Below are 23162 nucleotides of genomic sequence, written 5' to 3'. Positions count from 1 at the left end.
ACGTGGCGGTCCCGGCCAGCACACTGCTCGCCGGGACCGCCACATCCTTACTACTTGTTACGGGCCTTCTCGCGCGACCGCGCGCGCTGCCGGTCGGTCGCCGAGAGGTGCACCTTGCGGACGCGCACGATCTCGGGGGTGACCTCGACGCACTCGTCGCCGGCACAGAATTCCATAGCAGCCTCGAGGGTCAGCTCGATGGGCTTGGCCAGCGTCTCCATCACGTCGGCGGAAGACTGACGCATGTTGGTCAGCTTCTTCTCGCGGGTGACGTTGATGTCGAGGTCTTCCTGACGCGGGTTGATGCCCACGACCATGCCCTCGTAGGTGTCCGCACCGGGCTCGACGAAGAACGTGCCGCGGTCGGCCAGCTGGATCATCGCGAACGGCGTGACGGTGCCGGTCCGGTCGGAGACGAGCGAGCCGGTATGGCGGGCGCGAATCTCGCCGGCCCACGGGGCGTAGCCGTGGAACACGGCGTTGGCGATGCCGGTGCCGCGCGTTTCCGTGAGGAAGTCGGTGCGGAAACCGATCAGGCCGCGGGACGGGACGAGGAATTCCATCCGCACCCAGCCCGCACCGTGGTTGGTCATCTGCACCATCTTGCCCTTGCGGTTGGCGAGCAACTGCGTGATGGCACCGAGGTACTCCTCGGGGGTGTCGATGGTGAGCTCCTCGAAGGGCTCGTGCAGCTTGCCGTCGACCTGCTTGGTAACCACCTGGGGCTTACCGACGGTCAGCTCGAAGCCTTCGCGGCGCATCTGCTCCACGAGGATGGCCAGCGCCAGCTCGCCACGACCCTGGACCTCCCAGGCATCGGGACGGCCGATGTCGAGCACCTTCAGCGACACGTTGCCGACGAGTTCCGCGTCGAGGCGGGACTTGACCATGCGTGCGGTGAGCTTGTGGCCCTTGACGCGCCCGACCAGCGGGGACGTGTTGGTACCGATCGTCACCGAGATCGCGGGCTGGTCGACGGTGATCCGGGGCAGTGCCACGGGGTTCTCGAGGTCCGCGAGGGTGTCGCCGATCATGATGTCGGGGAAACCTGCGACGGCGACGATGTCACCGGCGATGGCGGACTCTGCGGGATGCCGCTCCACACCGACGGTCGCGAGCAACTCGGTGATCTTCGCGCGGGTGACGACGGGCTCGCCGTCGACTTCGCGCATCCAGCTCACGGTCTGGCCCTTGCGGAGCTCACCGTTGTGGATGCGGACGAGCGCGAGACGACCGAGGAACGCGGACGCGTCGAGGTTGGTGACGTGCGCCTGCAGCGGTGCCGCAACGTCGCCCTTCGGCGCCGGCACGTACTCCATGAGGACGTCGAACAGATCGTCGAGGTTCTCCGCGTCGGGCGCTTGGCCGTTCTCGGGCTGCTTCCGCGACGCCTTGCCCTCACGGCCCGATGCGTAGAGCACCGGAAGTCCGAGCGCGAGTTCGGCAGCCTGGGCGGCTTCGTCGTCGAGATCGGACGCGAGGTCGAGCAGCAGGGTCTGGCTTTCCTCGACGACCTCGGCGATGCGGGCGTCGGGACGGTCGGTCTTGTTGACCACGAGGATCACCGGCAGCGACGCGGCGAGTGCCTTACGCAGCACGAACCGGGTCTGCGGCAGCGGTCCCTCGGAGGAATCGACGAGCAGCACGACGCCGTCGACCATGGACAGGCCGCGCTCGACCTCTCCACCGAAGTCGGCGTGGCCGGGGGTGTCGATGACGTTGATGACAGTCACGCTGCCGTCGGGGTGGTGACGGTGCACCGCGGTGTTCTTCGCGAGAATGGTGATGCCCTTCTCACGCTCGAGGTCACCGGAGTCCATGACCCGGTCCACGAGTTCCGCACGTTCGGCGAACGCGCCCGACTGGCGCAGCATGGCGTCGACGAGGGTGGTCTTTCCATGGTCGACGTGCGCCACGATGGCGACGTTCCGAAAATCAGCGGTGCTCACGCGATGGCTCTCCTGGCTGTTGTCCGCGGCCACACGGCACTGGACCCGGTCGGCACCTCGCCCGTACGGCGCATATTGTTCGAAGCCGCTACGCGATTGCGATACGCCCACACCCGGCCTGAGACGGCCCGAGCAGGCACTGCGGCCACGAACATCCTACCGCTCTTCCGGGGGCGCCTGCTCCGGCCCCTCCCCGTAATGCCAGGTCACGACGCCGGAACGTGAGATTCACCACGCGAGGACGCCGTTATGCGAGCGTTACAGCCCTCCCAGGAGGTCTACAACCGCCTCTTGCGTTCCCGTAAGGGCACGCTAACCTGACACCCGGATGCTGCGACGAGGGCGGGACGATTCATGGGCAAGAAGATCAAGCCGAGCAAGGTCGCCGGCCTGAAGCCGAAGAAGAAGTGCTGCCGCAAGAAGACCCGCTGCGTGAAGTGCCCCGTGGTCATCATGCGCATGAAGAAGGTCGCGAACGACGACCTGAGCAAGAAAGAACTCCGCAAGCACCTGGAGAAGGCGCGCGCCGCCTGAACTCAGCCGGCGAGCAGCGCCCGCAGGTCCGGCAGCCACACCCGGTCCGCTGCCACGAGGTCCACGTCGTCGAGTTCACCGGCATCGACCCAGCGCACCGCGGCGTGCTCGAGCGCGCGGGGTTCTCCGTCGAGCAGGTGCACCCGGTACGCGCACATCACCAGACCGCCGCGAAGGTGAACTTCGGCGCCGAAACGTTCTCCGCCGCGGACCTCGACACCCAGTTCTTCGCGCAGTTCGCGGCGAAGCGCCTCCTCGGCACTCTCCCCTGGTTCGACCTTCCCTCCGGGCAATTCCCACTGGCCGGCGAGTTCGGGCGGCCGGGTCCGCTGAGCGAGGAGTACGCGCCCGTCACGGACTACAGCCCCGGCGACGACGTGTCCCGTCGGCGGTGTCGTTGCGGTCATGCCGTGCATCGTCCCAGAATGGTTCATGGCCCAGTTACTGACGGACGGCGAGATCGACGCGGCACTGTCCGAACTCCCGCACTGGCGACGAGCAGGTGCGTCCCTGATCCGAACGATCGAGGCTCCGACGTTCCCCGACGCGATCGCGCTGGTCGACAAGGTCGCGGAGGCCGCCGAAGAGGCGGACCACCATCCCGATATCGACATCCGATGGCGGAAGGTGACCTATTCGCTGTGCACGCACTCCTCGGGGGGGATCACCGAATCGGACGCGGAGATGGCGCGCCGGATCGATCAGTTGGCTCAGACGGTCGGTCTGTAGGGGTCGCGGCGTCGGAGGCTTCTTCTGCGACGGTAACCGTCGCGGCGTGCTCAGTCTCCGAGGCCCGCAACTTCCGCGCGCCCACGATCATCCAGACGTAGACGAGGACCGCACCGGCGACGTAGACCGTGCCCAGCCACGCCAGGGGCGCGGGCCGCCCCACCGTCCAGATCGAGTCCTGCGCACTGCTGAGCACCCACGGCACGCCGACGAGCGTCACGACGGCCCAGAACGCGGCGAGGATACGAGTGCCGGTGAGCCCGGCCAGCGGGCCGTACAGGAGCCAGATCAGCATCGGAACGACCCACACCCAGTGATGGGCCCACGAGATCGGCGAAACCAGCAGACCGAGGAGTTGCACCACGAGCAGGGTCCCGAGCAGATCGTCCTTTCCGAGCGAACGCCACGCGGCGAACGCGAGTGCGGCGCACACGACGACAGCGACGAGCCACAGCGGTCCGGTCTCGACGTCCTCCCCCACGATGCGGCTCAGCGCGCCGCGGAGCGACTGGTTCCACACCGATCCGACCGGACCGATCCGGTCGGCGTCGCCGAACAGGGTGGTGAAGTAGGTCAGTCCTTGCTCGCCGAGCGTGAGCACGCTGACCAGGACGGTCACCGCGAACGCGACGGCAGAGAACACGGCTTCCCGCCATCGACGCCGTGCAAGGAAGTAGAGGCCCGTGATGGCGGGCGTCAGCTTGATTCCGGCGAGAATTCCTACGAGGCCGCCGGAAAGCCACCACCGGGAACTGCGCACCGCAACCATGACGCCGAGGACCAGGAAGACGTTGATCTGTCCGTAGTCGAGGGTGGTGCGCAGCGGTTCGGTCCAGATGCCGACGGCCGTCCACGCGAGGGCGACCCCGGTCCACCGCCGCGTGCGCGCTTCGGGCCCGATCACAAGTTCGAAAGCGATACGCACAACGAAGAACAGGGCCGCGACCGTGAGCAGTTGCCACGCCACGCCGAGCACCGCGAACGGCACTACGTGCAGCGGGAGGAATACCAGCGCTGCGAACGGCGGATACGTGAAGGGCAGTGGGAAGTCCGGGGTGTAGCGACTGTAGGTGAAGTTGTAGAGGTCGCCGTCGAGGAGAGCGGCGGAGCCGTCCACATACACATGCAGGTCGACGAGGTTCATCCCGTTGGGCGTGAACAACGTCCAGGCGAGTCGTGCCGCGACGGACACCACCAGCAGTGCCGCGCACCACCGCACCGGATACGAAGGAACTCGTCGTGGCACCGCGGTGCAGCCTCCCGTCGTTCCCTGGCCCGGATGTCCGGACCTTCGGCTCTAGAGACTACCGGCGAACACCCAGCCCTCCGAAACCCTGATTCACTCTGGTAACAATCTCATCTCTACTCACAACAGTCACAAAGGAAACACGTTACCGTCTACCGGGTACCGCCATTCGGAACAAACTGTGGCTACACTCCCCCGAAGGCAACCGCCAACCCGGGTTCGGCACGGTGGGTTGTCCTGCGGGAGGGGACTCCATAGAGTGTCGCCTCGAGCCGTCAGTACCGGCTGGTCTTCCAGGCCTACCAGGTGCTTCAACGACAAGGATGGGGAACAGTGCTTCGTACTCGAGGAATGCGGCGTGCGCTCACAGCGTGCGCACTTGCCGCCACTGCGGGACTGGCGGTGCCGTCGCACGCCTTCGCGCAACCGGCGCCCCCGGCGCTGCCCGACCTGACCCAGTTCGTCGAACTCCCGCAGTTCGAGGTCCCGGCCGACCTGTCCATCGAGTCGTTGACACGTCTGATCCCCGAAATCCAGGCGAACCCCGAGCAGGTAGAAGCACTCGCATCGCTCGCTCCCGCCATCGTCGGAGCTGCGGCAGGGCCGTCGGATGTTGCCGACGTCGCGGACGGCAGCAACGACCTGCTCGCACAGGCGAAGGAACTGCTCGCGAATTCCGAGCTTCCGGAGTCCCTGAAGGGCACCCTTCAGCGCGTCATCACCTTCCTGGACGGCAGCGGCGGTGGTGGCCCCGACATTCCGGCACCGGGCACGGTCGTGATCTCGCAGTTCCTGTACCCCACGCTCGGCCAGGATTGCATCGGTGACGGACAGGACTCCGTGGGCAGCGCGCTCGCAGTGGCCGGTCCTGCTCAGCTGCCGCCCCCGGGCCCGGCCGCCGGTCAGGTCGGATTCGTCTTCACCGCGCTCGGCACCGCGCCTACCGCTGGCGAACAGGACCTGACCCTGAGCTGGATCAACGTCTCCAACGGCCGCAGCGGCACCCAGCCGCTCACCAACGAGGCACGTATCAACCCGGACGGTCCCGCAACGTTGACCGCCATCGCCGACACCGGCGCCGGCCAGGTCGTAGCGGTCGTCTCGGGTGGCATCACCACCCAGAAGGAAGGCGCGGACCCGCGTTCGTGCACCTTCCTCCCCACCCTGGGCCTAGTGTCCGTGCCCTGACGGACACCGATAACAGAACAACCGAAGGCCGCCGGGATTCTTCCCGGCGGTCTTCGCGTGTCTGTACAGAGCTTCGGTCCGGTGCGCTGGACCGAAACCGGTTGTGCATCGGCGGTATCCCCGTGCTAGACACGGTGGACCAACTAGTTGATATGGCGCACTAAAGTTTTCGGCCGCGATCTCGCCGGCCCCTGAGCGAGGAGAGGCATGGCCGTCGAAACTCCGATCCCGACGCGGGAGCAACCCGCTCCTTCCGGGATCGTCGCGGTCCTGGCCATGTGCGGGATCAGCGTCGCCCTCATGCAGACCCTGATCGTGCCGATCCTGCCCCGGCTGCCGCTCCTCGTGAACGCATCTCCGGAGAACACGTCCTGGGCAGTGACCGCGACACTTCTGGCCGGTGCGGTCGTCACCCCGATCAGCGGCCGGCTCGGTGACATGTTCGGCAAACGCCGGATGCTGCTCGTCAGCCTCGGCATGATGGTGCTCGGTTCCGCGGTGTGCGCGATGGCGAACACACTCCTGCCCCTCGTGATCGGTCGGACTCTCCAGGGCGCCGCCGTAGGCGCGATCCCCCTCGGCATCGCCATCCTGCGCGACGAGCTTCCGGCCAAACGGGTTCCCGGCGCGATGGCCACGATCAGCGCGACCATGGGTGTGGGCGGAGCAATCGGCTTGCCCCTCGCGGCACTGGTCGCACAGCTCACCGACTGGCACATGTTGTTCGTGGCCTCGCTGGTGCTCGGCGCGGTCGGTATCGCCGCGGTATGGAAGTTCGTCCCGGAATCACCGCGACGCAACCCGGGCCGGTTCGATTTCCTGGGAGCGGGTCTGCTCTCGGCCGCCCTGATTCTCCTTCTCGTTCCGGTGACGAAGGGAAACTCGTGGGGTTGGGCGGAGCCGGCCACCCTCGCCATGCTCGGCGGAGCGCTGCTGGTCTTCCTGGGATTCGGCTGGTACGAGTTGCGCGTGGACCGGCCGCTGGTCGATCTGCGACTGTCCGCCCGTCGTCCCATTCTGATGACGAACCTGGCGTCGATCGCGCTGGGCTTCGCGATGTACGCGAACGTCCTCGCGTTCCCCCAATTGCTCATGGCGCCACCCGAAACCGGCTACGGACTCGGGCAGACGATGGTCGCTGCCGGTATGGCCCTCGCGCCGAGCGGACTCGTCATGATGGCGTTGTCCCCCGTGTCGGCACGGATCACCACCACGTTCGGCCCGCGTGTCACCCTCGCCTGCGGCGTGGTCTTCGTGGGCGCCGGTTATCTCACGGCGTATCTGCTGCACCGGGAGTTGTGGCACATCATCGCGGCATCGATGGTCATCGGAGCCGGTGTGGGTCTCGCCTACGCGGCCATGCCCGCGCTCATCATGAGTTCCGTCCCGCTCCACGAGTCCGCGGCGGCGAACAGTCTGAACACGCTGATGCGGTCCATCGGTACCTCGACGGCGGCAGCGGTGATCGGTGTCGTGCTCGCAGCGATGACCGTGCAGGTCGGCGATGCAGTCGTGCCGGAACTCAGCGGGTTCCGCACCACCTTCCTCATCGCGGCGCTCGCGTCCGTCGTGGCCCTGGTGTTCACCGCGTTCATCCCGCCGCCACCTCCGCGAGTACGCGAGGTCGGACCGGCTAGAGGCGTGTAAGCGACCACTGTCCGTAATCCGCGCTGAAGACGCGGTTGACGTCGATACCGATTCCGTCGATGGTCCCGCCGCCCTTCTGGTGCAGGTGTGCGCGCGGATGGACGTAACCGGCCGGCGTGCCCCAGTCGTGCTGCCAGTAGAACGCGCCGAGGCCTACCGCGGACGCCCCGTCGATGGTCGGAGAGTTCGCGTACACGCCGGTGTTCGCGGGGCCGACTACCTCCTGCCACGCGAGAAGGTAGGGCACGATCCGGGTGGTGAACTGCTCGAAGTTCGGGTTGTCGTCGATCGACGCGTAGATCGGCCGGTCGGCGGGTCCGCCCGCCGCGCGGTGCAGTTCCAGACCGCGTCGCGCGTGCCTCAGTCCTGCGTCGTAGCCGCCGAGCCAGTCGGCGGTCTCCGCCTTGCCGAACTGGTAGCACGACACCACTTCCAGTCCGTTGTCGAGCAGGGCGCCTGCTTCTCCCGGGGTCAACGGCTTACCGAGCATCCAGTCGGCGCCGGGCCGACGGTCGGATACGTACCGGATCGCCCCGATGTGTCCGGCGGCCCTGATCGATGCCGCCGACGGCACACCCGCCGAATAGTCGACGATGGTGCCGAGGACGTCCCGGGCCTGCGCCGCCCCCGGGGCCATGACCGCGGAGGCCACCACGGCGCCCGAGCCGATCGCCGCGTACCGCAACATGTCTCGACGAGAAAACGTCATGGCGCCCCCGTTCCGGAATGTGTGATCGTGCCTTCGGATTGCACCACATTCACACCTGCCACACGCAGCACATCGGTAAAGGTGCTGGTCGGACCTACGCTGCGAACGGTTCTCAGCGGCCCGCCAACTCGGCGAAGAACGCGGGCACGAGCGCGACATCTTCGACGGTGCGCACCGTGGTGCGTATGCCGAGTCCGTGCTCCTTGAGGAGGTCGCACAGACCCTCGCCGTCGACGAGATCGATGGGCGGAGCGCCGTGCCGGTGTGCCTCCGCGCGTGCATCGTCGGTGAAGGATCCGGTGGACACCAGCAGACCCTTCTCCCCGCGACCGACCATCGCCGCACGGAATTCGCGAACGACGTCGGCGCCCGCGCGCTCCTGTCCGCGGACGAACCGGAAGAACACCGAGAAGCTGAGCAGCGAGACACGCAGAATGCCGGTGCCCTCCACCTGGGTGTCGGAGTCGGTACCTCCACCCGGAGCGGGGACCGTCAGAGTCGTGAAGCCCGCGGACCGCAGCACAGCGGTGACGAGGCGCTCGAAACCCTCCGCGGGAAGGTCGGCGACCGCCCCGAGCACAGGCTCCCGCCACAGTTCGGGATCCTCGGGTGCAGCGGCGAGCGGCACGACCTGCGCGCCTTGCGACGAGTTGCGGACCAGGCGTCGGCGTCGCTTCTCCGCGGTGTACGCGACCTGCATGGGCTTGATCTCGGATTCGCGGACCGCGCGACCGTCGTCGGTCACGCTCCACACGCCTCGACGGGTGTTCGACAGCAGGCCCATGCCCTTGAGGTAGGTGCGCGCCCAGGCGATCCGGTACTCGATTTCGGTGCCGGGACCGTCACCGTGCAGTACGGCCCGGTCCGCCTCGGACAAACCGACCCGGGCGATCACGGCCCCGTCGATCTCCTCGATGACCCCGGATCCGCCGATTTCGATCACGGCCTGCAGCGTCGGCCACAGGAGATCCGTGTACGGCGGCAACGCGGATTCGTCGCCTCCGGTGTTCCGGACGGAATTACCGATCGCGTTCCGGCGCTGCACACCTTCCCCTAACGTTGCGGCCACGCGGCCGCGGCTTCGGTCCTGGACGTCGGAAAATACCCTAGCCGATGGGTCACGGACCCCGGCCGTCGCGCTCCGCTCCGAAACCGTCCGCTCGCACCCGGCCGGCGACCTACCATGCGAGACGGGGACTCCACCCCTTTCTCCGCTTCGCATGAGGTGACCTCATGAACCGACCCGCACCCGTCGACATGGCCCACCACGCGCACCTGAGCGGCATGTTCGCGCCGCAACGCGACGAGGTGGACGTCCGCGACCTCGTGGTCGAGGGACATCTGCCCGACGACCTGGAAGGCAGCTACCTGCGCAACGGCCCGAATCCTCGATTCGATCCGATCGGGCAGTACGTCTACCCGATCGACGGGGACGGAATGGTGCACCGCGTCGAACTGTCCGGCGGTACCGCGCGCTACACGAACCGGTTCGTGCGGACCCCGCAGGTCGTGGCCGAGGAGAAGGCGGGACGAGCCCTGTGGGCCGGCATCACCGACCCGTATTTTCCGTCCGCCGACGAGGTGGGGCCCGATCTCGCGAACACCATGCGCGAACTTCCCGACATCAACGTGGTCCGTCACGGCGGGCGGTTGCTCGCGCTGGCCGAGGCCGCGCCGCCGTACGCGCTCGGTTCGGAACTCGAAACGCTGGGCCGGGAGACATTCGGCGGGGCGTTACCTGTCGGCCTTACCGCCCATCCCAAGATCGATCCGCGCACCGGCGAGATGGTCGCGTTCTGCTACATGCTCGACGCGCCGTTCCTGACATGGTCGGTGTTCGGCCCGGACGGCGCGGTCGTACGCGCGGCCACACCCGTCGACGGCGCCGACCGCCCTCTGATGGTGCACGACATGGCTCTCACCGAGACCTATATCGTGCTGATCCTGGCGCCGATGGTCTTCGACCTGGAAAAGATCTTCACGGGCGCCTCGCCCTTGGACTGGCAACCCGAACTCGGGGTCCGGATCGCCCTCGTCCCCCGCGACGGTGGCGCAGTGCGCTGGTTCTCCACCGACTCCTTCTGGATGTGGCACACCGCCAATGCCTTCGACCTCCCCGGAGGAGACGTCGCGGTCGACTACGTCGAGTGGCGGTATCCCGGCGCGTTGACCGAGCACGACGGACCCAACCCGTCGCTGTTGCGCCGCGCAGTCATCGGCCAGGACGGCGTCGCCCGCACGACACTCCACGACCGCGACATCGAGTTCCCCCGCATCGACGAGCGTCTGTCGACGGACCGACACCGCATCGTCGCCACGCTGGGCCGCAGCGGGTCGCAACGATTGCCGTCCGGCTCCGCCGACGCATTGTTCTGGTTCGACGTAGATTCCGGCGCCGACACGGTGTGGTCCGGGGGCAGGCTCTCCCCCGGCGAGCCGGTGTACCTCACGAGCACGTCCGGCGCCGGTTACTGGGGTTCGATCGCGACCGACTTCACCGATCTGACGAGCTGGTTCCTGGTGTTCTCCGCCGATGATCCCGGCACCGGACCGCGTGCACGGGTGCGGTTACCGATCCGGGTGCCGGCGGGATTGCACGGCACGTGGGTGCCCTCGGGGTAGGGGCAGCCACCGCTTACTGTGGACCGATGGGTTTCACACGTGCCGAACTCGACTCCTTCCGCGACGCCGTGGTTCCCGACCTCGTCGGGCCGGGATGCCGCTTGCTGTTCGTCGGGATCAATCCCGGGCTGTGGACTGCGGCGACGGGTGCCCACTTCGCGCGACCCGGAAATCGGTTCTACCCCGCGCTTTTTCGGGCCGGGATCATCACACACCCGATCACCCCGTCGGAAGGAATGAGTGCGGCCGATCGCAACCACCTGATCGAACGCGGCGTGGGCATCACCAACCTGGCTCCGCGGGCGACCGCCCGCGCCGACGAGCTGACGTCGGACGAATTACGTGCGGGCGCCGAACGATTGGCGTCGGAGGTGGCCGAGTTCCGCCCGCGGGTCGTCGCGGTTGCGGGGATCACCGCGTACCGGGCGGCGTTCGGCAAGCGCACGGCGCGGACGGGTCTTCAGGACGACACCATCGGGGGCACGCCGCTGTGGGTGGTACCCAACCCGAGCGGACTCAATGCCCACGAGACCGTCGAGTCGCTGGCGGTGGCCTACGCGGAACCTGCTCGGGCCGCGGGGATCCTCAGCTCTCCGAGTTCACCCGCCCGCTGATCTTGTCGAGGTAGCCCGCCGCGCGATAACCGGGCGCGGTCCCCTCCACGAGAATCGCCGAACCGTCCGAGTTCTCGGTCCTCAGCGGAAGGATTTCCTGATACTCGGGCGAGTCGTACCACCCGCGTGCCCGTTCGAGGTCGGGGAACTCGATGAGCACCAGGTGGCCGGGCCATTCCCCTTCGAGGACGTGGGGGTCTGTTCCGTGGACGAGGAACCGGCCGTCGAATGCACGAACGGTGTCGTCGATCTTCGTCAGGTATTCGGCGATGGCGTCTCCGTAGTCGACGCTGCGGAGGTGGGCTACTGCGTATGCGGTCATGCCTCGAGCGTGCCGTGCCGGGCGGCGCCGGTCGATTACCTCGGAGGTAATGGCGGCCGTTCCCGGCGGCTCTATTCTCGACAACATGACGGTCGTCGAGAGGGTCCGGCCCGGGGCGTTGCTGCGCGCGTGGCGGGAACGCCGGGGAATGAGCCAACTCGACCTTGCGCATCGGGCAGGCATCTCGTCGCGGCACATCAGCTTTGTCGAGACAGGGCGGTCGCAGCCGTCCCGGGACATCGTGGTGAAACTGAGCCAGCATCTCGATATTCCCTTGCGGGAACGAAACTCGATTCTGCTCGCCGCGGGACTCGCGCCCGCCTATCCGGAGCACCGGCTCGACGACGTGCCGTTGAGTGCGGTCGCCGATGCCATCACCCGGATCCTGGAACTGCACCGGCCGTTTCCCGCGCTGGTCGTCGACCGGCACTGGACGATGGTCGACGCGAACGACGCCATCACGGCGCTGGTCTCGGACTGTGCGGCGGACCTGCTCGAACCGCCCGTCAACGTGCTGCGGCTGACACTCCACCCGCGGGGACTTGCGCCGCGTATCGCCAATCTCGGCCAGTGGCGCGCGCACCTGCTGGCACGGTTGCGCCATCAGATCGCGGCGACCGGCGATCCCGTGCTCGCGCTCCTGCACCGGGAACTCGAGCAGTATCCGTGCGACGACCCGGTCTCGGCCACGGATCCCCACGCGCTGGTCGTGCCGCTGCAGTTACGGGTCGACACCGGCGTGTTGTCGTTCCTGAGCACGACCACGCTGTTCGGGACCCCCCTGGACGTCACGGTGTCGGAATTGGCCATCGAAGCGTTCTATCCCGCGGACGCCTGGACGGCTTCGGCGCTGCGCGCCGGGTAGGCACCGGAGAGGTTGCCGAAGCGGTGTCGTGGCGGTGTCGTGCGCGCTACCGTTGGGACGGAAACTGTGTTCGAGCAGATCCGAAAGGCTTCGTCATGAGCACTACGAAATGGTGGGTCGTCGACGGACGCGACGACGGTTTCGCTCTCGAGCAGCGTGCCACCGGGGACATCGTGATCATGAACAACGCGACGTCGGAAGAGCATGTGCTGCCGGGATACGTGTGGAAGCACTCCCCGAGTTTCGGCTTGCAGATTCAGAGCGACGGGCCTCCGCCCTATGGCTCCTGGATCGAGAACCCGGAAGAGTGACGTCACGGAAGTGACACGACGGGAGCGGCACGCCTGAAGGGGAAGGCTCGTCAGCCCATCGAGATCTGCCACACGAGGGCTGCCGCCAGCGCCCCGACGCCGTTGAGCGACCAGTGCAATGCGATCGGAGCGAGGATGCTCCCGCTGCGCCGGCGTAGCCAGGTGAAGACGAACCCTGCGGCGGCGGTCGCAATCACCGCACCGGTGACGCCTGCGACCTGCCCCAAGACGCCGGACCCGAAGATCGCCGCCAGGCCGGCATTGCCCGCGGTCAAACCGAGGGAGGACGCGACGTGCCACAGACCGAACAGCAACGACCCGGCGGCGAATACTCCGCGAGCACCCCATACGCGTTCGAGGGTGCCGTGAAGCACGCCGCGAAAAGCGAGTTCTTCGGGAATCACGGTCTGTAGCGGAATGATGATCATCGATGCGACGAGCGCGCCGGACAGTGTTGCGTAGCGCTCGGACAGGAAGAACTGCCGGGTGAACGGGAGCGCGATGCCGATCGCCACGACTGTGAGAACGAGCGCGACTGCGGCCACCGAATAGAGCGTGCCGCGCTTCCAGTGGCGCGGCGACAAGCCGAGTTCCGACCACCGCATACCTCGGCGCCGCATCAGGACGACCAGGATCGCGGCGGAGACCGGCACGGTGGCGATCGACGCCCATACGGTCGTGAAGTGCGCGATCACATTGGTTGCGATCAGGACGCAAACCACTACCGCGACATCTATCCATGCGTGGAAGCGGGGCAGCCAGGCCAAGGAGGGCAATGGTGAGGCTTCAGCGGTCACGCGGTCTTCTCCCGGGATTTCTCGTGCATCCATACCAGTGTAAGGATTTCGACCGGCAGACTGCATGACGCGCGTCACCTCCGAGTTGCGAGATCGGGCACGGGCCTGTGGACCTGGGATGACCGCAGCCCCACATCCCGAAACTCCCCGATGTTCCGGAGATGCGGGCCACACCACCTGCATGTGACGCCTGCGTCACATGCCCCGTTGTCGAGGTCACGATCTTGCGCGACTAATCTGTCTCCGGAACACCACCCCCTCTTCCAGGAGAAACAATGGCCGACTTCCTCTACGAGGACCTGCTGCCGATCGGGGAAGACCCCACCGAGTATCGGCTGCTGACCAGCGAGGGGGTGTCCACCGTCGAAGGCCCCGACGGCCGCACCTTTCTGAAGGTCGAGCCCGAGGCGCTGCGCCTGCTCACCGAGACAGCGCTGCACGACATCTCGCACTATCTGCGGTCGGATCACCTGAAGCAGCTCGCGAGCATTCTCGACGATCCCGAGGCATCGGACAACGACAAGTTCGTCGCGCTCGATCTCCTGAAGAACGCCAACATCGCCGCGGCAGGTGTGCTGCCGATGTGCCAGGACACCGGCACCGCGATCGTCATGGGTAAGCGCGGCCAGCAGGTGCTCACCCCCGGTGACGACGAGGAGTCGATCGCACGGGGCGTGTACGACGCCTACACCCGGCTCAACCTGCGGTACTCGCAGAACGCTCCCCTGACCATGTGGGACGAGAAGAACACCGGCAACAACCTGCCCGCACAGATCGAGCTGTACGCGGACACCGCGAAGGGCCACGAGAACTCCTACAAGTTCCTGTTCATGGCCAAGGGCGGCGGGTCGGCCAACAAGTCGTACCTGTACCAGGAGACCAAGGCGATCCTGAACCCGGACTCGATGATGCAGTTCCTCGAGGCCAAGATCCGGTCGCTCGGCACCGCAGCGTGCCCGCCGTATCACCTCGCGATCGTCGTCGGCGGTACGTCGGCAGAGTTCGCACTCAAGACCGCCAAGTACGCCTCCGCCCACTACCTCGACGAACTGCCGACCGAGGGCGCCATGACGGGTCGCGGTTTCCGCGATCACGAACTGGAGAAGAAGGTCTTCGAGCTCACCCAGAAGATCGGGATCGGCGCGCAGTTCGGCGGCAAGTACTTCTGCCACGACGTCCGCGTGGTGCGCCTGCCGCGCCACGGTGCGTCGCTGCCGGTCGCGATCGCCGTGTCGTGCTCGGCCGACCGCCAGGCGAAGGCGAAGATCACCCCGGAGGGCGTGTTCCTCGAGCAGCTCGAGTTCGACCCGGGCCGCTTCCTGCCCGAGATCACCGACAGCGCGCTCGACGCGGAAACGTCCGGTGTCTCCGGGACCGGCAAGGGCGCGGCCGTGAAGATCGATCTCACCCGTCCGATGCCCGAGATCCTCGCCGAACTGTCTAAGCACCCCGTCAAGACGCGCTTGTCGCTCACGGGTCCTCTCGTCGTCGCCCGGGACATCGCGCACGCGAAGATCAAGGAGCGTCTCGACGCGGGCGAGGAGATGCCGCAGTACCTCAAGGACCACCCCGTGTACTACGCCGGTCCGGCGAAGACTCCGGAGGGTCTCGCGTCCGGGTCGTTCGGCCCGACCACAGCCGGTCGCATGGACTCGTACGTCGAGCAGTTCCAGGCTGCCGGCGGCTCGATGATCATGCTCGCCAAGGGAAACCGGTCCAAGCAGGTGACCGATGCGTGCCACAGGCACGGTGGTTTCTATCTCGGTTCGATCGGCGGCCCCGCGGCACGCCTGGCACTGGACTGCATCAAGAATGTCGAGATCGTCGAATACGAAGAACTCGGCATGGAGGCGGTCTGGAAGATCGACGTCGAGGACTTCCCGGCGTTCATCGTCGTCGACGACAAGGGCAACGACTTCTTCGCCCACACCGGCGAAGTGACGCTCACCGTCGGCAAGCGTCCGGGACTGTAAGACCCGGCGCCACAGCGTGATCGGCCCCGGTGGGAGTTTCTCCCACCGGGGCCGATTGCTCGGGTTCGACTCTCAGGCCGCGCAGGCGTGCGTCCGCGAAAGCACCGCCGGCGACTGGGCGACCACCCGCAGGAGGAAGTCGACGATGGTCGCGGGCGTGGGCTCGGCACCCGGCGCGATCACCTCGCACAGCGCGCGATAGGTGTCGGCATCCAGCACCGGCACGGCGCGGAAGTGCGTGGTCATCGCGAGCGTGAAGTCGATGCCGTGTTCACGGGAACGAATGTTGAACTCGGGACCGTGTGCGCCCGCGATCACGCACACATCGAGCACGGCACCCGGCGCGAGGTACTCGAACGAGGCGCTGTGTACCCCGTTGCGCAGCATCTGGCGATACAGCGGCCGCAGCCCACCGAGCACCAGCGGCGGCAGGGCGACCGATCGGTCGACACTGAACATGTGACTCTCTCCTTCTCCCCCGGCCCCACATGATCCGGCTTTTCTGTAATTAATCCAGTTTTGGAATTATTACAGGAAAAGGAGGGAGGTGCAACCCATGACCCCTCGTACGCCCGGGTTCACCCCTCGCCGGATTCGCCACTGAACAGCAACTTGCTCAGGGCATCCACATAGCCGTGGAATCCGGCGCTCCGCATCGTCTCAGCGGTGCGCGGCCTGGGGAGATCGATGGGCACCACATCGATAATTCGGCCGGGGCGTGCACTCATGACAGCCACGACATCGGAGAGCAGGACAGCTTCGGCAATCCCGTGCGTGACCATCAAGGTGGTGGCGCGCCGTTCGGTCCAGATCCGCTGCAACTCCAGGTTCAGGCGTTGCCGGGTCATGTCGTCAAGGGCACCGAACGGTTCGTCGAGCAGGAGCACAGAGGGCCGCAACACCAAAGCACGCGCAATCGACACACGCTGGCGCATTCCCCCGGACAGTTGCGCAGGCTTGGCCTTCTCGAACCCGCTCAACCCCACCAGGCCGATGAGTTGCCGGACCAAGTCGGGATCCGCCCGCACCCCGGCGACTTGGCGCGGAAGGGAGATGTTCGCTTCGACGCTGCGCCACGGCAGCAACGCGGAATCCTGGAACGCGACACCGAGTTCATGACCCTCGCGCAACTCCTGCGGGCTCATGCCGTTGACAAGGACACGGCCGGCGTCGGGGCGGTCGAGACCCGCCAGAATCCGCAGAACCGTGGATTTGCCACATCCGGACGGACCGAGCAACGACAGGAACTGCCCCTCCGAGGTTCGGATGTCGACGTCGTCGAGCGCGGTGACGCGCGATCGTCCCGACTGGAACGTCCGGGTCAAACCGCTGATATCCAGGCCGGTACCCGGAGGGCGAAGTGCGCCCGCCGAATCCGGCGGGACAACGGATGAGGAGAGAGAAGTCACGGTGCCGAACTCCGATCCGTAGGAGATGCATTGACGAGCGTGTCACGACAGACACCGCCGACGGGCTGCTGATCGCGATGCCCGAGAGGATCTCTACGGTGCCGCGCCCACCATCGCGTGTCAAGAGGGCCGACGAGTAACCCATCATTTACATCCGCGCAAAGCTATCGTCCAAGAGTACTCGTAACTTCTTGCGCCATAGGGCATCAGAGAACGAGCCCGCCGTCCGTCCGGCGCGACCGGTACACGATCTGGAGCTCCCCTCCAGAGGAGGACACCCTCTCCGGTGATGGGTGCGAGGGCCATCACAGACAGGTCCGGTCTGCCAGGAGAGGGAGAACAACCATGCACGATCTGCTTGTGCGCGATATCGGCTATCTGGTACTCGAGCCCGGATCCGAGATCGCGGACGCCTGGCTGGCAATTTCCGCCGGACGTGTCGCCGCAGTCGGGGCCAGAGGAACCGAACCTGTTGCCCGGCAGACTATCTCAGCGGGGCAGAGGACGGTGACCCCGGGACTGATCAACACGCATCACCACATGTATCAGAACCTCACGCGGTCCTACGGGCCGGCGGTGAACGGATCGCTGTTCGACTGGCTCACCGGCCTCTATCCGATCTGGGAGAACCTGGACGAGGAGGCCGTGTACGTCTCGACGTATGTCGGACTCGCGGAACTCCTGCTGGGCGGCTGCACGACCACCACCGACCATCTCTACGTGCATCCCCGGCCCAATCTGATCGACGCCCAGATCCGTGCGGCCCGCGATATCGGCTTCCGCTTCTACCCCACTCGTGGGTCGATGTCGCTGTCGATCGAGGACGGCGGCCTCCCACCCGCGAGCGTGACGCAGGATGCCGACACCATTCTCGCCGACAGTCAGCGACTGATCGACACGTACCACGACCCGCAGCCGGGAGCGATGACTCGAATCGCTCTCGCGCCGTGCTCCCCTTTCTCCGTCGACGAGACCCTCATGCGCCGCACCGCAGAAATGTCGGAAAGCTCAGGGGTGCGCTTGCATACTCATCTTGCCGAAGATCTCGACGAGCACACCTACTGCATGGAACGGTACGGCCGCACCCCCGTCGAACATTTCGAAGACGTCGGATGGGCCGGAAACCGTTCGTGGGTCGCACACTTCATCCACCCGTCCGGCAGCGAGACGCGGCGGCTGGCCTCCGCCGGAGTCGGCGTGGCGCACTGCCCCAGCTCGAACATGCTCATCGGCTCCGGAACGGCCCGCGTTGCGGCCTTGCACAGCGAGGGTATGGCAGTCGGACTGGGCTGTGACGGCTCGGCGTCGACCGATCACGCGTCACTCTGGCTCGAAGCCCGTACCGCGCTGCTCCTCGGTCGATTCATCGGGGGGCCGACCAGCATGACGGCGCGCGACGCACTCGGAATCGCCACAGTCGGATCGGCCCGGTGCCTCGGGTGGGACGACGAACTCGGCCGACTCACACCGGGGTCCGTTGCCGATCTCGTCGCGTGGCATATGGATCCCGTGTCGCTGGCCGGAGCACATACCGATCCGGTCGAAGCCCTGTTGCGTTGCGGGCCGGCGCGCGCGTGGATCACCGTGGTCAACGGCCGCGTTCTCGTGGAGTCGGGAGAGTTGCGTGTCGCCGGACTGGCCGACGCGCTGGTCGAGCACCGCCGCATCTCGACGCGGATGCAGCACTCGTTCGCGCACTGAGTCCGAGACATTTCCCCTACTCAGGATCGAGGTATGAAGCAGTGTCGATATTCAGCTCCACCCGTCAGGGGAATCTCACACTGCAACAGCACAAGTGGCGAGCAACCCATCGCGTCGCGGGAATCCTCGCGATGCTGGCGGTGTGGCAATTGCTCGCCGCCACGGTCTTCTCGTCCTACTTCGCCCTACCGACTCCTACTGCGATCGTCACCCAAGCGGTGACGGATTGGTCGATGGTCTTCCCGAACCTCGTACAGACCGCCTCGGAAGCCGCGCGCGGATGGTTGTTCGGTAATGCGGCGGCATTCGTCTTGGCCACAGTGTTCATTCTCATCCGGCCGATCGAGAGAGTTGCGACCCAGGTGGCACTCGCTTTGTATTGCCTCCCGGTGATCGCGATCGCTCCGATTCTCACCGCGGTGCTCGACGGCGACCGACCCCAAGTCGTCATCGCCGCACAGAGCGTCTTCTTCACGACGCTCGTCGCGGTCATGGTCGGCGCGAAGGCCGCAGACCAGGCGGCGATCGATGTGGTACGCACGGCCGGGGGCTCGCGCCGGCAGGAGTTCGTCCGGGTAACTCTGCCGTCTGCATTACCGGCGACCTTCGGTGGCTTGAGGATTGCAGCCCCGGCAGCGGTACTGGGCGCAATCATCGGTGAGTATCTCGGCGCGGACTCAGGACTCGGCGTTGCGATGGTCTATGCGCAGCAATCCCTGGACGTGGAACGCACCTGGGCACTGGCGCTGTACGCAACGATGCTTGCGGGTGCGGCGTATCTGGCCACTGCGGCAGTCGAACGCCGTGTGTGCTCCTGGTCGGCGACCATGACCGGCGGAACCGTCCCGAGGACAGCATCGGGATCGATCCCCAAGAGGATTGCCCTCACTGCGGGTACCGCAGCCGGAGCCGTACTCGGATCGCTGGTGTTGTGGCAGGTCGCGATCATGGGGCTGAATCCGTACTTCGCAAAAGGACCCGCGGACGTGTGGGGTTATCTTGCCACGCCGGGTAGCGAACGAGACCAACTGATCTCGGCGCTCGGCACGACAACACTTCACGCGAGTTACGGGTATCTGGCCGGGACTGTCGCCGCGTTCGTCGTCGCCGTCTCAGTACTCTCGTGGCCCGCTGTCGAAGCTGCCGTGATGCCGGTAGCGGTAGCTCTCCGCGCCGTACCACTGGTTGCGATGACGCCGTTGATCGCGTTGGTCTTCGGCCGCGACGTCGCAACCGTTGTCGTGATCGCAGGAATCGTCACCTTTTTCCCGTCGCTGGTCACTATTGTCACCGGGCTACGTTCAGTGCCGTCGGGCGCAATCGATCTGCTCAGCGCCTACGGCGCTTCCAGATTCGACCTGATGGTTCGCGCCCGAATTCCGTACGCGTTGCCGAGCGTGTTCGCCGCGGCACGAATCGCGGCCCCTTCTGCCGTGATGGGGGCACTTCTGGCCGAATGGCTGGCGACCGGGGACGGAATCGGTTTCCTCATGCTCAGGGCATCTACCGGCGCAAATTACGGCCGGCTGTGGTCCTCGGTCGTCCTCATCACGGTCGTATCACTTCTTGCCTACGCTCTCGCCACCGCAGCCGAGAACGCGCTCAGTCGCAATCGCTTCCACTAAGGAGTTCTACGATGACCCCTGCGAAACATCCCCTTTCGCGTCGCACTCTGCTCCGCCGTGGGCTCGGCCTCGGTGCGCTGGCCCTCGGAGGGCCCACCCTTTTGTCTGCATGCTCATCCGGGAGCGGCGCAACCACCGCGCCGGACGGGACCACCGCCCTCAACTATCAGCTCAGTTGGCTTCCTACCACCGAGCACTCCGGAAGCTGGATCGCCGCCGACCGCGGCTACTACCGAGAGAACGGGCTCTCGATCAACTTCCTCAACGGCGGCCCGAACACAAGCCCCGACACGGTCGTGATGTCCGACAAGGCGCTCATCGGCGGCAGCAACGCCGACGTCGTGTCGAAAGCGGTGGTACAAGGCGCAGATCTGCGAATCTTCGGCACGCGATTCCAGAAAAGCCCCTTCTGCCTCCTCTCCCGCGCCGACAATCCGATCAACTCGCCCCAAGACATGGTCGGTAAGAAAATCGGTGTCGCCGCTTTGAACGAGACTGCGTTCAACCTGCTGCTTCAGATCAACGACATCGATCCCGGGTCCGTCGAAGTCGTGCCGGTCCAGTTCGATCCCTCACCCGTTGCGAATCGCGAGGTCGATGGGCAGGTCGTTTTCGTGATCAACGAACCTACCCAGCTGGAAGTCAAGGGCATCGAGACCCACACGTTCCTCTTCGCCGACTACGGATACGCGGTGTTCTCCGGTGTCTACTTCACAAAGGCACAGACCTTACAAGAGAATCCCGAGCAGCTTGCCGCGTTCCTCCGAGCAGAACGGCGCGGATGGGAAGCCAATCTCGCCGACCCGGAACTCGGGACGAACCTCACCGTCGACGTGTTCGGTAAGGACCAGGGATTCGACCGGGCGCAACAGCTCCTGGAATCGAAAATTCTCGAACAGATCATGGTCACGCCGGACACGGACTCGCTCGGGTTGCTGACACTTCCCCCGGTGCTGATCGAACAGAACATCAAGACGCTCAATGCCGCCGGGATCGACGTGTCGGCCGACCAGTTGTTCACGACCTCTGTTCTCGACTCGCTCTGAGGCGTTGGATCCGGTGGCGACGCATCCCGCGACCCACCGGATCCACCGGTACAGGCGTTCCGCCGCGTGCTGCACTACCGTCGTCTACCTGTCGGGCGCGAAAGTCACACGGCCGTAACGGGAATTTCATCCCCGGCGGCGGTTTTCATTCCAACGCTGTGTAATACTTTGAACCGCATCGCAAATCGAGTCGATGCTGTCCGTCCGGCACTGCCGGCGAACGATCCGGAGCTCCCCTCCGGAAGAGGACATCTCCGGAGACGGGTGCGAGGGCCGTCCCAGACGAAGCACCACACGTCTCCCGGAGGACTCATGAATCACACAGCCGCCACCGCAATCGGACTCGGCCGGCACACCTGCTCCTGTTGACATGAGCAGCGCAATCTCGTCCACGCTCACGCTCGTCGGACGATTCGATCCCGCTGTCATGATCCGGTTCTCGGTGTCCCGAGCCGAGCTTCTCCGCATTCACGCCACTGTGGTGACCGCGACCGAACACCGGATCGAACTCCACACCCACGGCGACCCCGACCTCGTCGGGGCATTCGAGGCAGCGTGCGCGCTCGCACCCGACGACAACGTCGTCCTCGACCTCACATCGACCGAGAGGAGAGTCCTGCCATGACCGTCTGGCTTCCCGTCGCGCTCGGTCGCGACATCGAACCGGGTGCCGCGACCGGCACCACCGTTGACGGGTCGTCCGTCGCCCTGTGGCGCGATGCCGGCGGCACGCTCCACGCCTGGGCCGACCGCTGCCCGCACCGCGGAATGCGCTTGAGCTTCGGATTCGTCCGCGACGATCGGCTCGTATGCCTTTACCACGGTTGGCAATTCGACGGCGACGGCGCATGTCGTCATGTGCCCGCACACCCACGAATGGAACCTCCGGGCTCTGTCCGGCCGACGCGGTACCGGGCGTTCGAGCGCGGCGGTCTCGTCTGGGTGAGTTCGGCGGATCCCGCCGACGACACCGAACTCTCCCGTATCCCCTCCGTGGCCACCCCCGTCCGCTCGGTCTGGATCCGGGAAGGTAGGGAGCAGGTCGTCGATCGGTTGCGTTCTTTCACCGAAGACTTCCAGGACAAGGGCACGGTCGCAGTGGGCATCCTCGACGGAACCGCGATCCTCGCAGGAATTCAGGTAGTCGACGCGCAGACCACCGCCTTGCACCTGATCGCTCCGGGGGCGGTGCCGGACGACACGGTGCGTGCGCTGGTCCGCCGGATACACGACATCCGCGAGAGTGCGACCGCCTTCGCACCGGTGGTCGCATCATGACGATTCCGGTACTCCACGACTTTCCGCTCGACCCGCGCTGTTATTCGGTGCGACTTGCGGCGTCGGTGCTCGGTTACGAACACCGGATCGAGCCCGTCGATGTGATCCCTGGTGGAGCACACCTGAGCGGCCGGTACCGCGAACTCACGCCGTCCGGCGCACTCCCGGTGCTCGAGACCGGCACCACCGTACTCGTCGGCACCGTGGCCGTTCTCGAACACCTGGCAGCTGGAACCGATTGGGCACCAACGACACCGGAATGGCTGACGTTCGCGTCGGGTCCGCTCGAACACGTCTACGCCTGCCGCGACACCGCGCTCTACACCACCGACGCCGTCGACACGCGCGCTGCGCTCACGGTTCTCCAGACATTGGACGACCACCTCGCTCTCCACGCCGACCACGACTGGTTCACCGCCGACCGGCCCACGGTCGCCGATCTGGCGCTGTACCCCGCCGCTGCGCTGAGCCGGGACATCGGCATCGACCACGACACGTTCCCCGCACTCCGGCGCTGGATGCGGCAGGTCAAACACCTGCCGGGCTTCGTCGAGATGCCCGGAATCCCCGTCTTCCCCTGACCACCACCGGAAGGAC

Annotated in this window: 24 protein-coding genes; 15 read left to right on the top strand and 9 right to left on the bottom strand. The window is 66.1% G+C overall.

Annotation, left to right across the window (positions count from 1 at the left end; all coding sequences use genetic code 11):
- Positions 1-50: 50 nt before the first annotated feature.
- Positions 51-1949 carry a translational GTPase TypA gene (gene typA / locus ACLQ3J_RS08905; protein WP_169652597.1) on the bottom strand — a complete coding sequence of 633 codons (1899 nt, stop codon included), beginning with the start codon at positions 1947-1949 and terminating at the stop codon, positions 51-53.
- A gap of 354 nt (positions 1950-2303) precedes the next feature.
- Here typA and ACLQ3J_RS08900 point away from each other — a divergent pair, with 354 nt between their 5' ends.
- Complete coding sequence (locus tag ACLQ3J_RS08900; protein ID WP_169621621.1) at positions 2304-2483, top strand: hypothetical protein; 180 nt, start codon at positions 2304-2306, stop codon at positions 2481-2483.
- A 2-nt stretch (positions 2484-2485) separates the two neighbouring features.
- Here the strand turns inward: ACLQ3J_RS08900 and ACLQ3J_RS08895 are convergent, their stop codons facing one another.
- The gene (locus ACLQ3J_RS08895) at positions 2486-2890 is read right to left on the bottom strand and encodes a (deoxy)nucleoside triphosphate pyrophosphohydrolase (protein ID WP_425902884.1); all 405 of its coding nucleotides are present in this window, start codon (positions 2888-2890) and stop codon (positions 2486-2488) included.
- 25 nt (positions 2891-2915) lie between these two features.
- On the opposite strand from ACLQ3J_RS08895, the gene ACLQ3J_RS08890 reads away from it, so the two are divergent.
- Complete coding sequence (locus tag ACLQ3J_RS08890; protein WP_169652596.1) at positions 2916-3212, top strand: 4a-hydroxytetrahydrobiopterin dehydratase; 297 nt, start codon at positions 2916-2918, stop codon at positions 3210-3212.
- On the opposite strand, the gene ACLQ3J_RS08885 is transcribed toward ACLQ3J_RS08890, so the two are convergent.
- On the bottom strand, positions 3148-4458 hold the full coding sequence (locus ACLQ3J_RS08885) for a mannosyltransferase (RefSeq protein WP_296551731.1): 1311 nt from the start codon (positions 4456-4458) through the stop codon (positions 3148-3150). The two genes, ACLQ3J_RS08890 and ACLQ3J_RS08885, sit on opposite strands and share 65 nt — an antisense overlap.
- A gap of 351 nt (positions 4459-4809) precedes the next feature.
- Here ACLQ3J_RS08885 and ACLQ3J_RS08880 point away from each other — a divergent pair, with 351 nt between their 5' ends.
- Together ACLQ3J_RS08880 and ACLQ3J_RS08875 are read left to right on the top strand one after the other, a co-directional pair.
- Complete coding sequence (locus tag ACLQ3J_RS08880; protein ID WP_169621717.1) at positions 4810-5646, top strand: hypothetical protein; 837 nt, start codon at positions 4810-4812, stop codon at positions 5644-5646.
- A 207-nt stretch (positions 5647-5853) separates the two neighbouring features.
- Positions 5854-7293: an MFS transporter gene (locus ACLQ3J_RS08875; RefSeq protein ID WP_425902883.1), complete on the top strand. Its 1440-nt coding sequence runs from the start codon at positions 5854-5856 to the stop codon at positions 7291-7293.
- Here ACLQ3J_RS08875 and ACLQ3J_RS08870 read toward each other — a convergent pair.
- Both ACLQ3J_RS08870 and ACLQ3J_RS08865 read right to left on the bottom strand, forming a co-directional pair.
- Positions 7280-8002, bottom strand: a complete 723-nt coding sequence (locus ACLQ3J_RS08870) for a DUF1906 domain-containing protein (protein WP_425902881.1) — start codon at positions 8000-8002, stop codon at positions 7280-7282. The two genes, ACLQ3J_RS08875 and ACLQ3J_RS08870, sit on opposite strands and share 14 nt — an antisense overlap.
- Positions 8003-8114: 112 nt before the next feature.
- Positions 8115-9047: a winged helix-turn-helix domain-containing protein gene (locus tag ACLQ3J_RS08865; RefSeq protein WP_296551734.1), complete on the bottom strand. Its 933-nt coding sequence runs from the start codon at positions 9045-9047 to the stop codon at positions 8115-8117.
- Positions 9048-9235: 188 nt separating this feature from the next.
- Here ACLQ3J_RS08865 and ACLQ3J_RS08860 point away from each other — a divergent pair, with 188 nt between their 5' ends.
- Both ACLQ3J_RS08860 and ACLQ3J_RS08855 read left to right on the top strand, forming a co-directional pair.
- Positions 9236-10624, top strand: coding sequence for a carotenoid oxygenase family protein (locus tag ACLQ3J_RS08860; protein WP_425902880.1), 1389 nt, complete (start codon positions 9236-9238; stop codon positions 10622-10624).
- A 26-nt stretch (positions 10625-10650) separates the two neighbouring features.
- Positions 10651-11238, top strand: coding sequence for a mismatch-specific DNA-glycosylase (locus ACLQ3J_RS08855; RefSeq protein WP_425902878.1), 588 nt, complete (start codon positions 10651-10653; stop codon positions 11236-11238).
- Here ACLQ3J_RS08855 and ACLQ3J_RS08850 read toward each other — a convergent pair.
- On the bottom strand, positions 11210-11560 hold the full coding sequence (locus ACLQ3J_RS08850) for a DUF1330 domain-containing protein (protein ID WP_425902877.1): 351 nt from the start codon (positions 11558-11560) through the stop codon (positions 11210-11212). The genes ACLQ3J_RS08855 and ACLQ3J_RS08850 overlap by 29 nt on opposite strands.
- A gap of 85 nt (positions 11561-11645) precedes the next feature.
- Between ACLQ3J_RS08850 and ACLQ3J_RS08845 the strand changes: the two genes are divergently transcribed.
- Both ACLQ3J_RS08845 and ACLQ3J_RS08840 read left to right on the top strand, forming a co-directional pair.
- Entirely contained in the window at positions 11646-12425 is a 780-nt protein-coding gene (locus ACLQ3J_RS08845; RefSeq protein WP_425902876.1) for a helix-turn-helix domain-containing protein, read from the top strand.
- A 95-nt stretch (positions 12426-12520) separates the two neighbouring features.
- The gene (locus ACLQ3J_RS08840; protein WP_169621611.1) at positions 12521-12736 is read left to right on the top strand and encodes a maltose regulon activator MalT; all 216 of its coding nucleotides are present in this window, start codon (positions 12521-12523) and stop codon (positions 12734-12736) included.
- Positions 12737-12786: 50 nt separating this feature from the next.
- Here ACLQ3J_RS08840 and ACLQ3J_RS08835 read toward each other — a convergent pair whose 3' ends face one another.
- Complete coding sequence (locus ACLQ3J_RS08835) at positions 12787-13566, bottom strand: CPBP family intramembrane glutamic endopeptidase (RefSeq protein WP_425902875.1); 780 nt, start codon at positions 13564-13566, stop codon at positions 12787-12789.
- 242 nt (positions 13567-13808) lie between these two features.
- On the opposite strand from ACLQ3J_RS08835, the gene ACLQ3J_RS08830 reads away from it, so the two are divergent.
- Positions 13809-15506, top strand: coding sequence for a fumarate hydratase (locus ACLQ3J_RS08830; RefSeq protein WP_169621609.1), 1698 nt, complete (start codon positions 13809-13811; stop codon positions 15504-15506).
- A 72-nt stretch (positions 15507-15578) separates the two neighbouring features.
- Here the strand turns inward: ACLQ3J_RS08830 and ACLQ3J_RS08825 are convergent, their stop codons facing one another.
- Both ACLQ3J_RS08825 and ACLQ3J_RS08820 read right to left on the bottom strand, forming a co-directional pair.
- Positions 15579-15965 carry a hypothetical protein gene (locus tag ACLQ3J_RS08825; protein WP_425902874.1) on the bottom strand — a complete coding sequence of 129 codons (387 nt, stop codon included), beginning with the start codon at positions 15963-15965 and terminating at the stop codon, positions 15579-15581.
- Positions 15966-16084: 119 nt separating this feature from the next.
- Positions 16085-16831: an ABC transporter ATP-binding protein gene (locus ACLQ3J_RS08820; RefSeq protein WP_425902872.1), complete on the bottom strand. Its 747-nt coding sequence runs from the start codon at positions 16829-16831 to the stop codon at positions 16085-16087.
- A 429-nt stretch (positions 16832-17260) separates the two neighbouring features.
- On the opposite strand from ACLQ3J_RS08820, the gene ACLQ3J_RS08815 reads away from it, so the two are divergent.
- From ACLQ3J_RS08815 to ACLQ3J_RS08790, 6 genes are all read left to right on the top strand, one after another.
- On the top strand, positions 17261-18616 hold the full coding sequence (locus tag ACLQ3J_RS08815) for an 8-oxoguanine deaminase (RefSeq protein ID WP_425902871.1): 1356 nt from the start codon (positions 17261-17263) through the stop codon (positions 18614-18616).
- A 41-nt stretch (positions 18617-18657) separates the two neighbouring features.
- Positions 18658-20241, top strand: coding sequence for an ABC transporter permease (locus tag ACLQ3J_RS08810; RefSeq protein WP_425902869.1), 1584 nt, complete (start codon positions 18658-18660; stop codon positions 20239-20241).
- 11 nt (positions 20242-20252) lie between these two features.
- On the top strand, positions 20253-21287 hold the full coding sequence (locus tag ACLQ3J_RS08805) for an ABC transporter substrate-binding protein (RefSeq protein WP_425902867.1): 1035 nt from the start codon (positions 20253-20255) through the stop codon (positions 21285-21287).
- Between the two features lie 370 nt (positions 21288-21657).
- Positions 21658-21912, top strand: coding sequence for a hypothetical protein (locus ACLQ3J_RS08800; RefSeq protein ID WP_169621603.1), 255 nt, complete (start codon positions 21658-21660; stop codon positions 21910-21912).
- A complete protein-coding gene (locus ACLQ3J_RS08795; RefSeq protein ID WP_425902865.1) occupies positions 21909-22565 on the top strand; it encodes a Rieske 2Fe-2S domain-containing protein in 657 nt (218 codons plus the stop codon). Before ACLQ3J_RS08800 ends, ACLQ3J_RS08795 begins: the two co-directional genes overlap by 4 nt.
- Positions 22562-23146 carry a glutathione S-transferase family protein gene (locus ACLQ3J_RS08790; protein WP_425902864.1) on the top strand — a complete coding sequence of 195 codons (585 nt, stop codon included), beginning with the start codon at positions 22562-22564 and terminating at the stop codon, positions 23144-23146. Before ACLQ3J_RS08795 ends, ACLQ3J_RS08790 begins: the two co-directional genes overlap by 4 nt.
- The last annotated feature ends 16 nt before the right edge of the window (positions 23147-23162 follow it).

The organism is Rhodococcus sp. DT1 (genome assembly GCF_049844875.1).
Classification (GTDB): Bacteria; Actinomycetota; Actinomycetes; order Mycobacteriales; family Mycobacteriaceae; genus Rhodococcus.
Note: the sequence above shows the minus strand (reverse complement) of the source record. Positions and strands in the feature narration are given on the sequence as shown.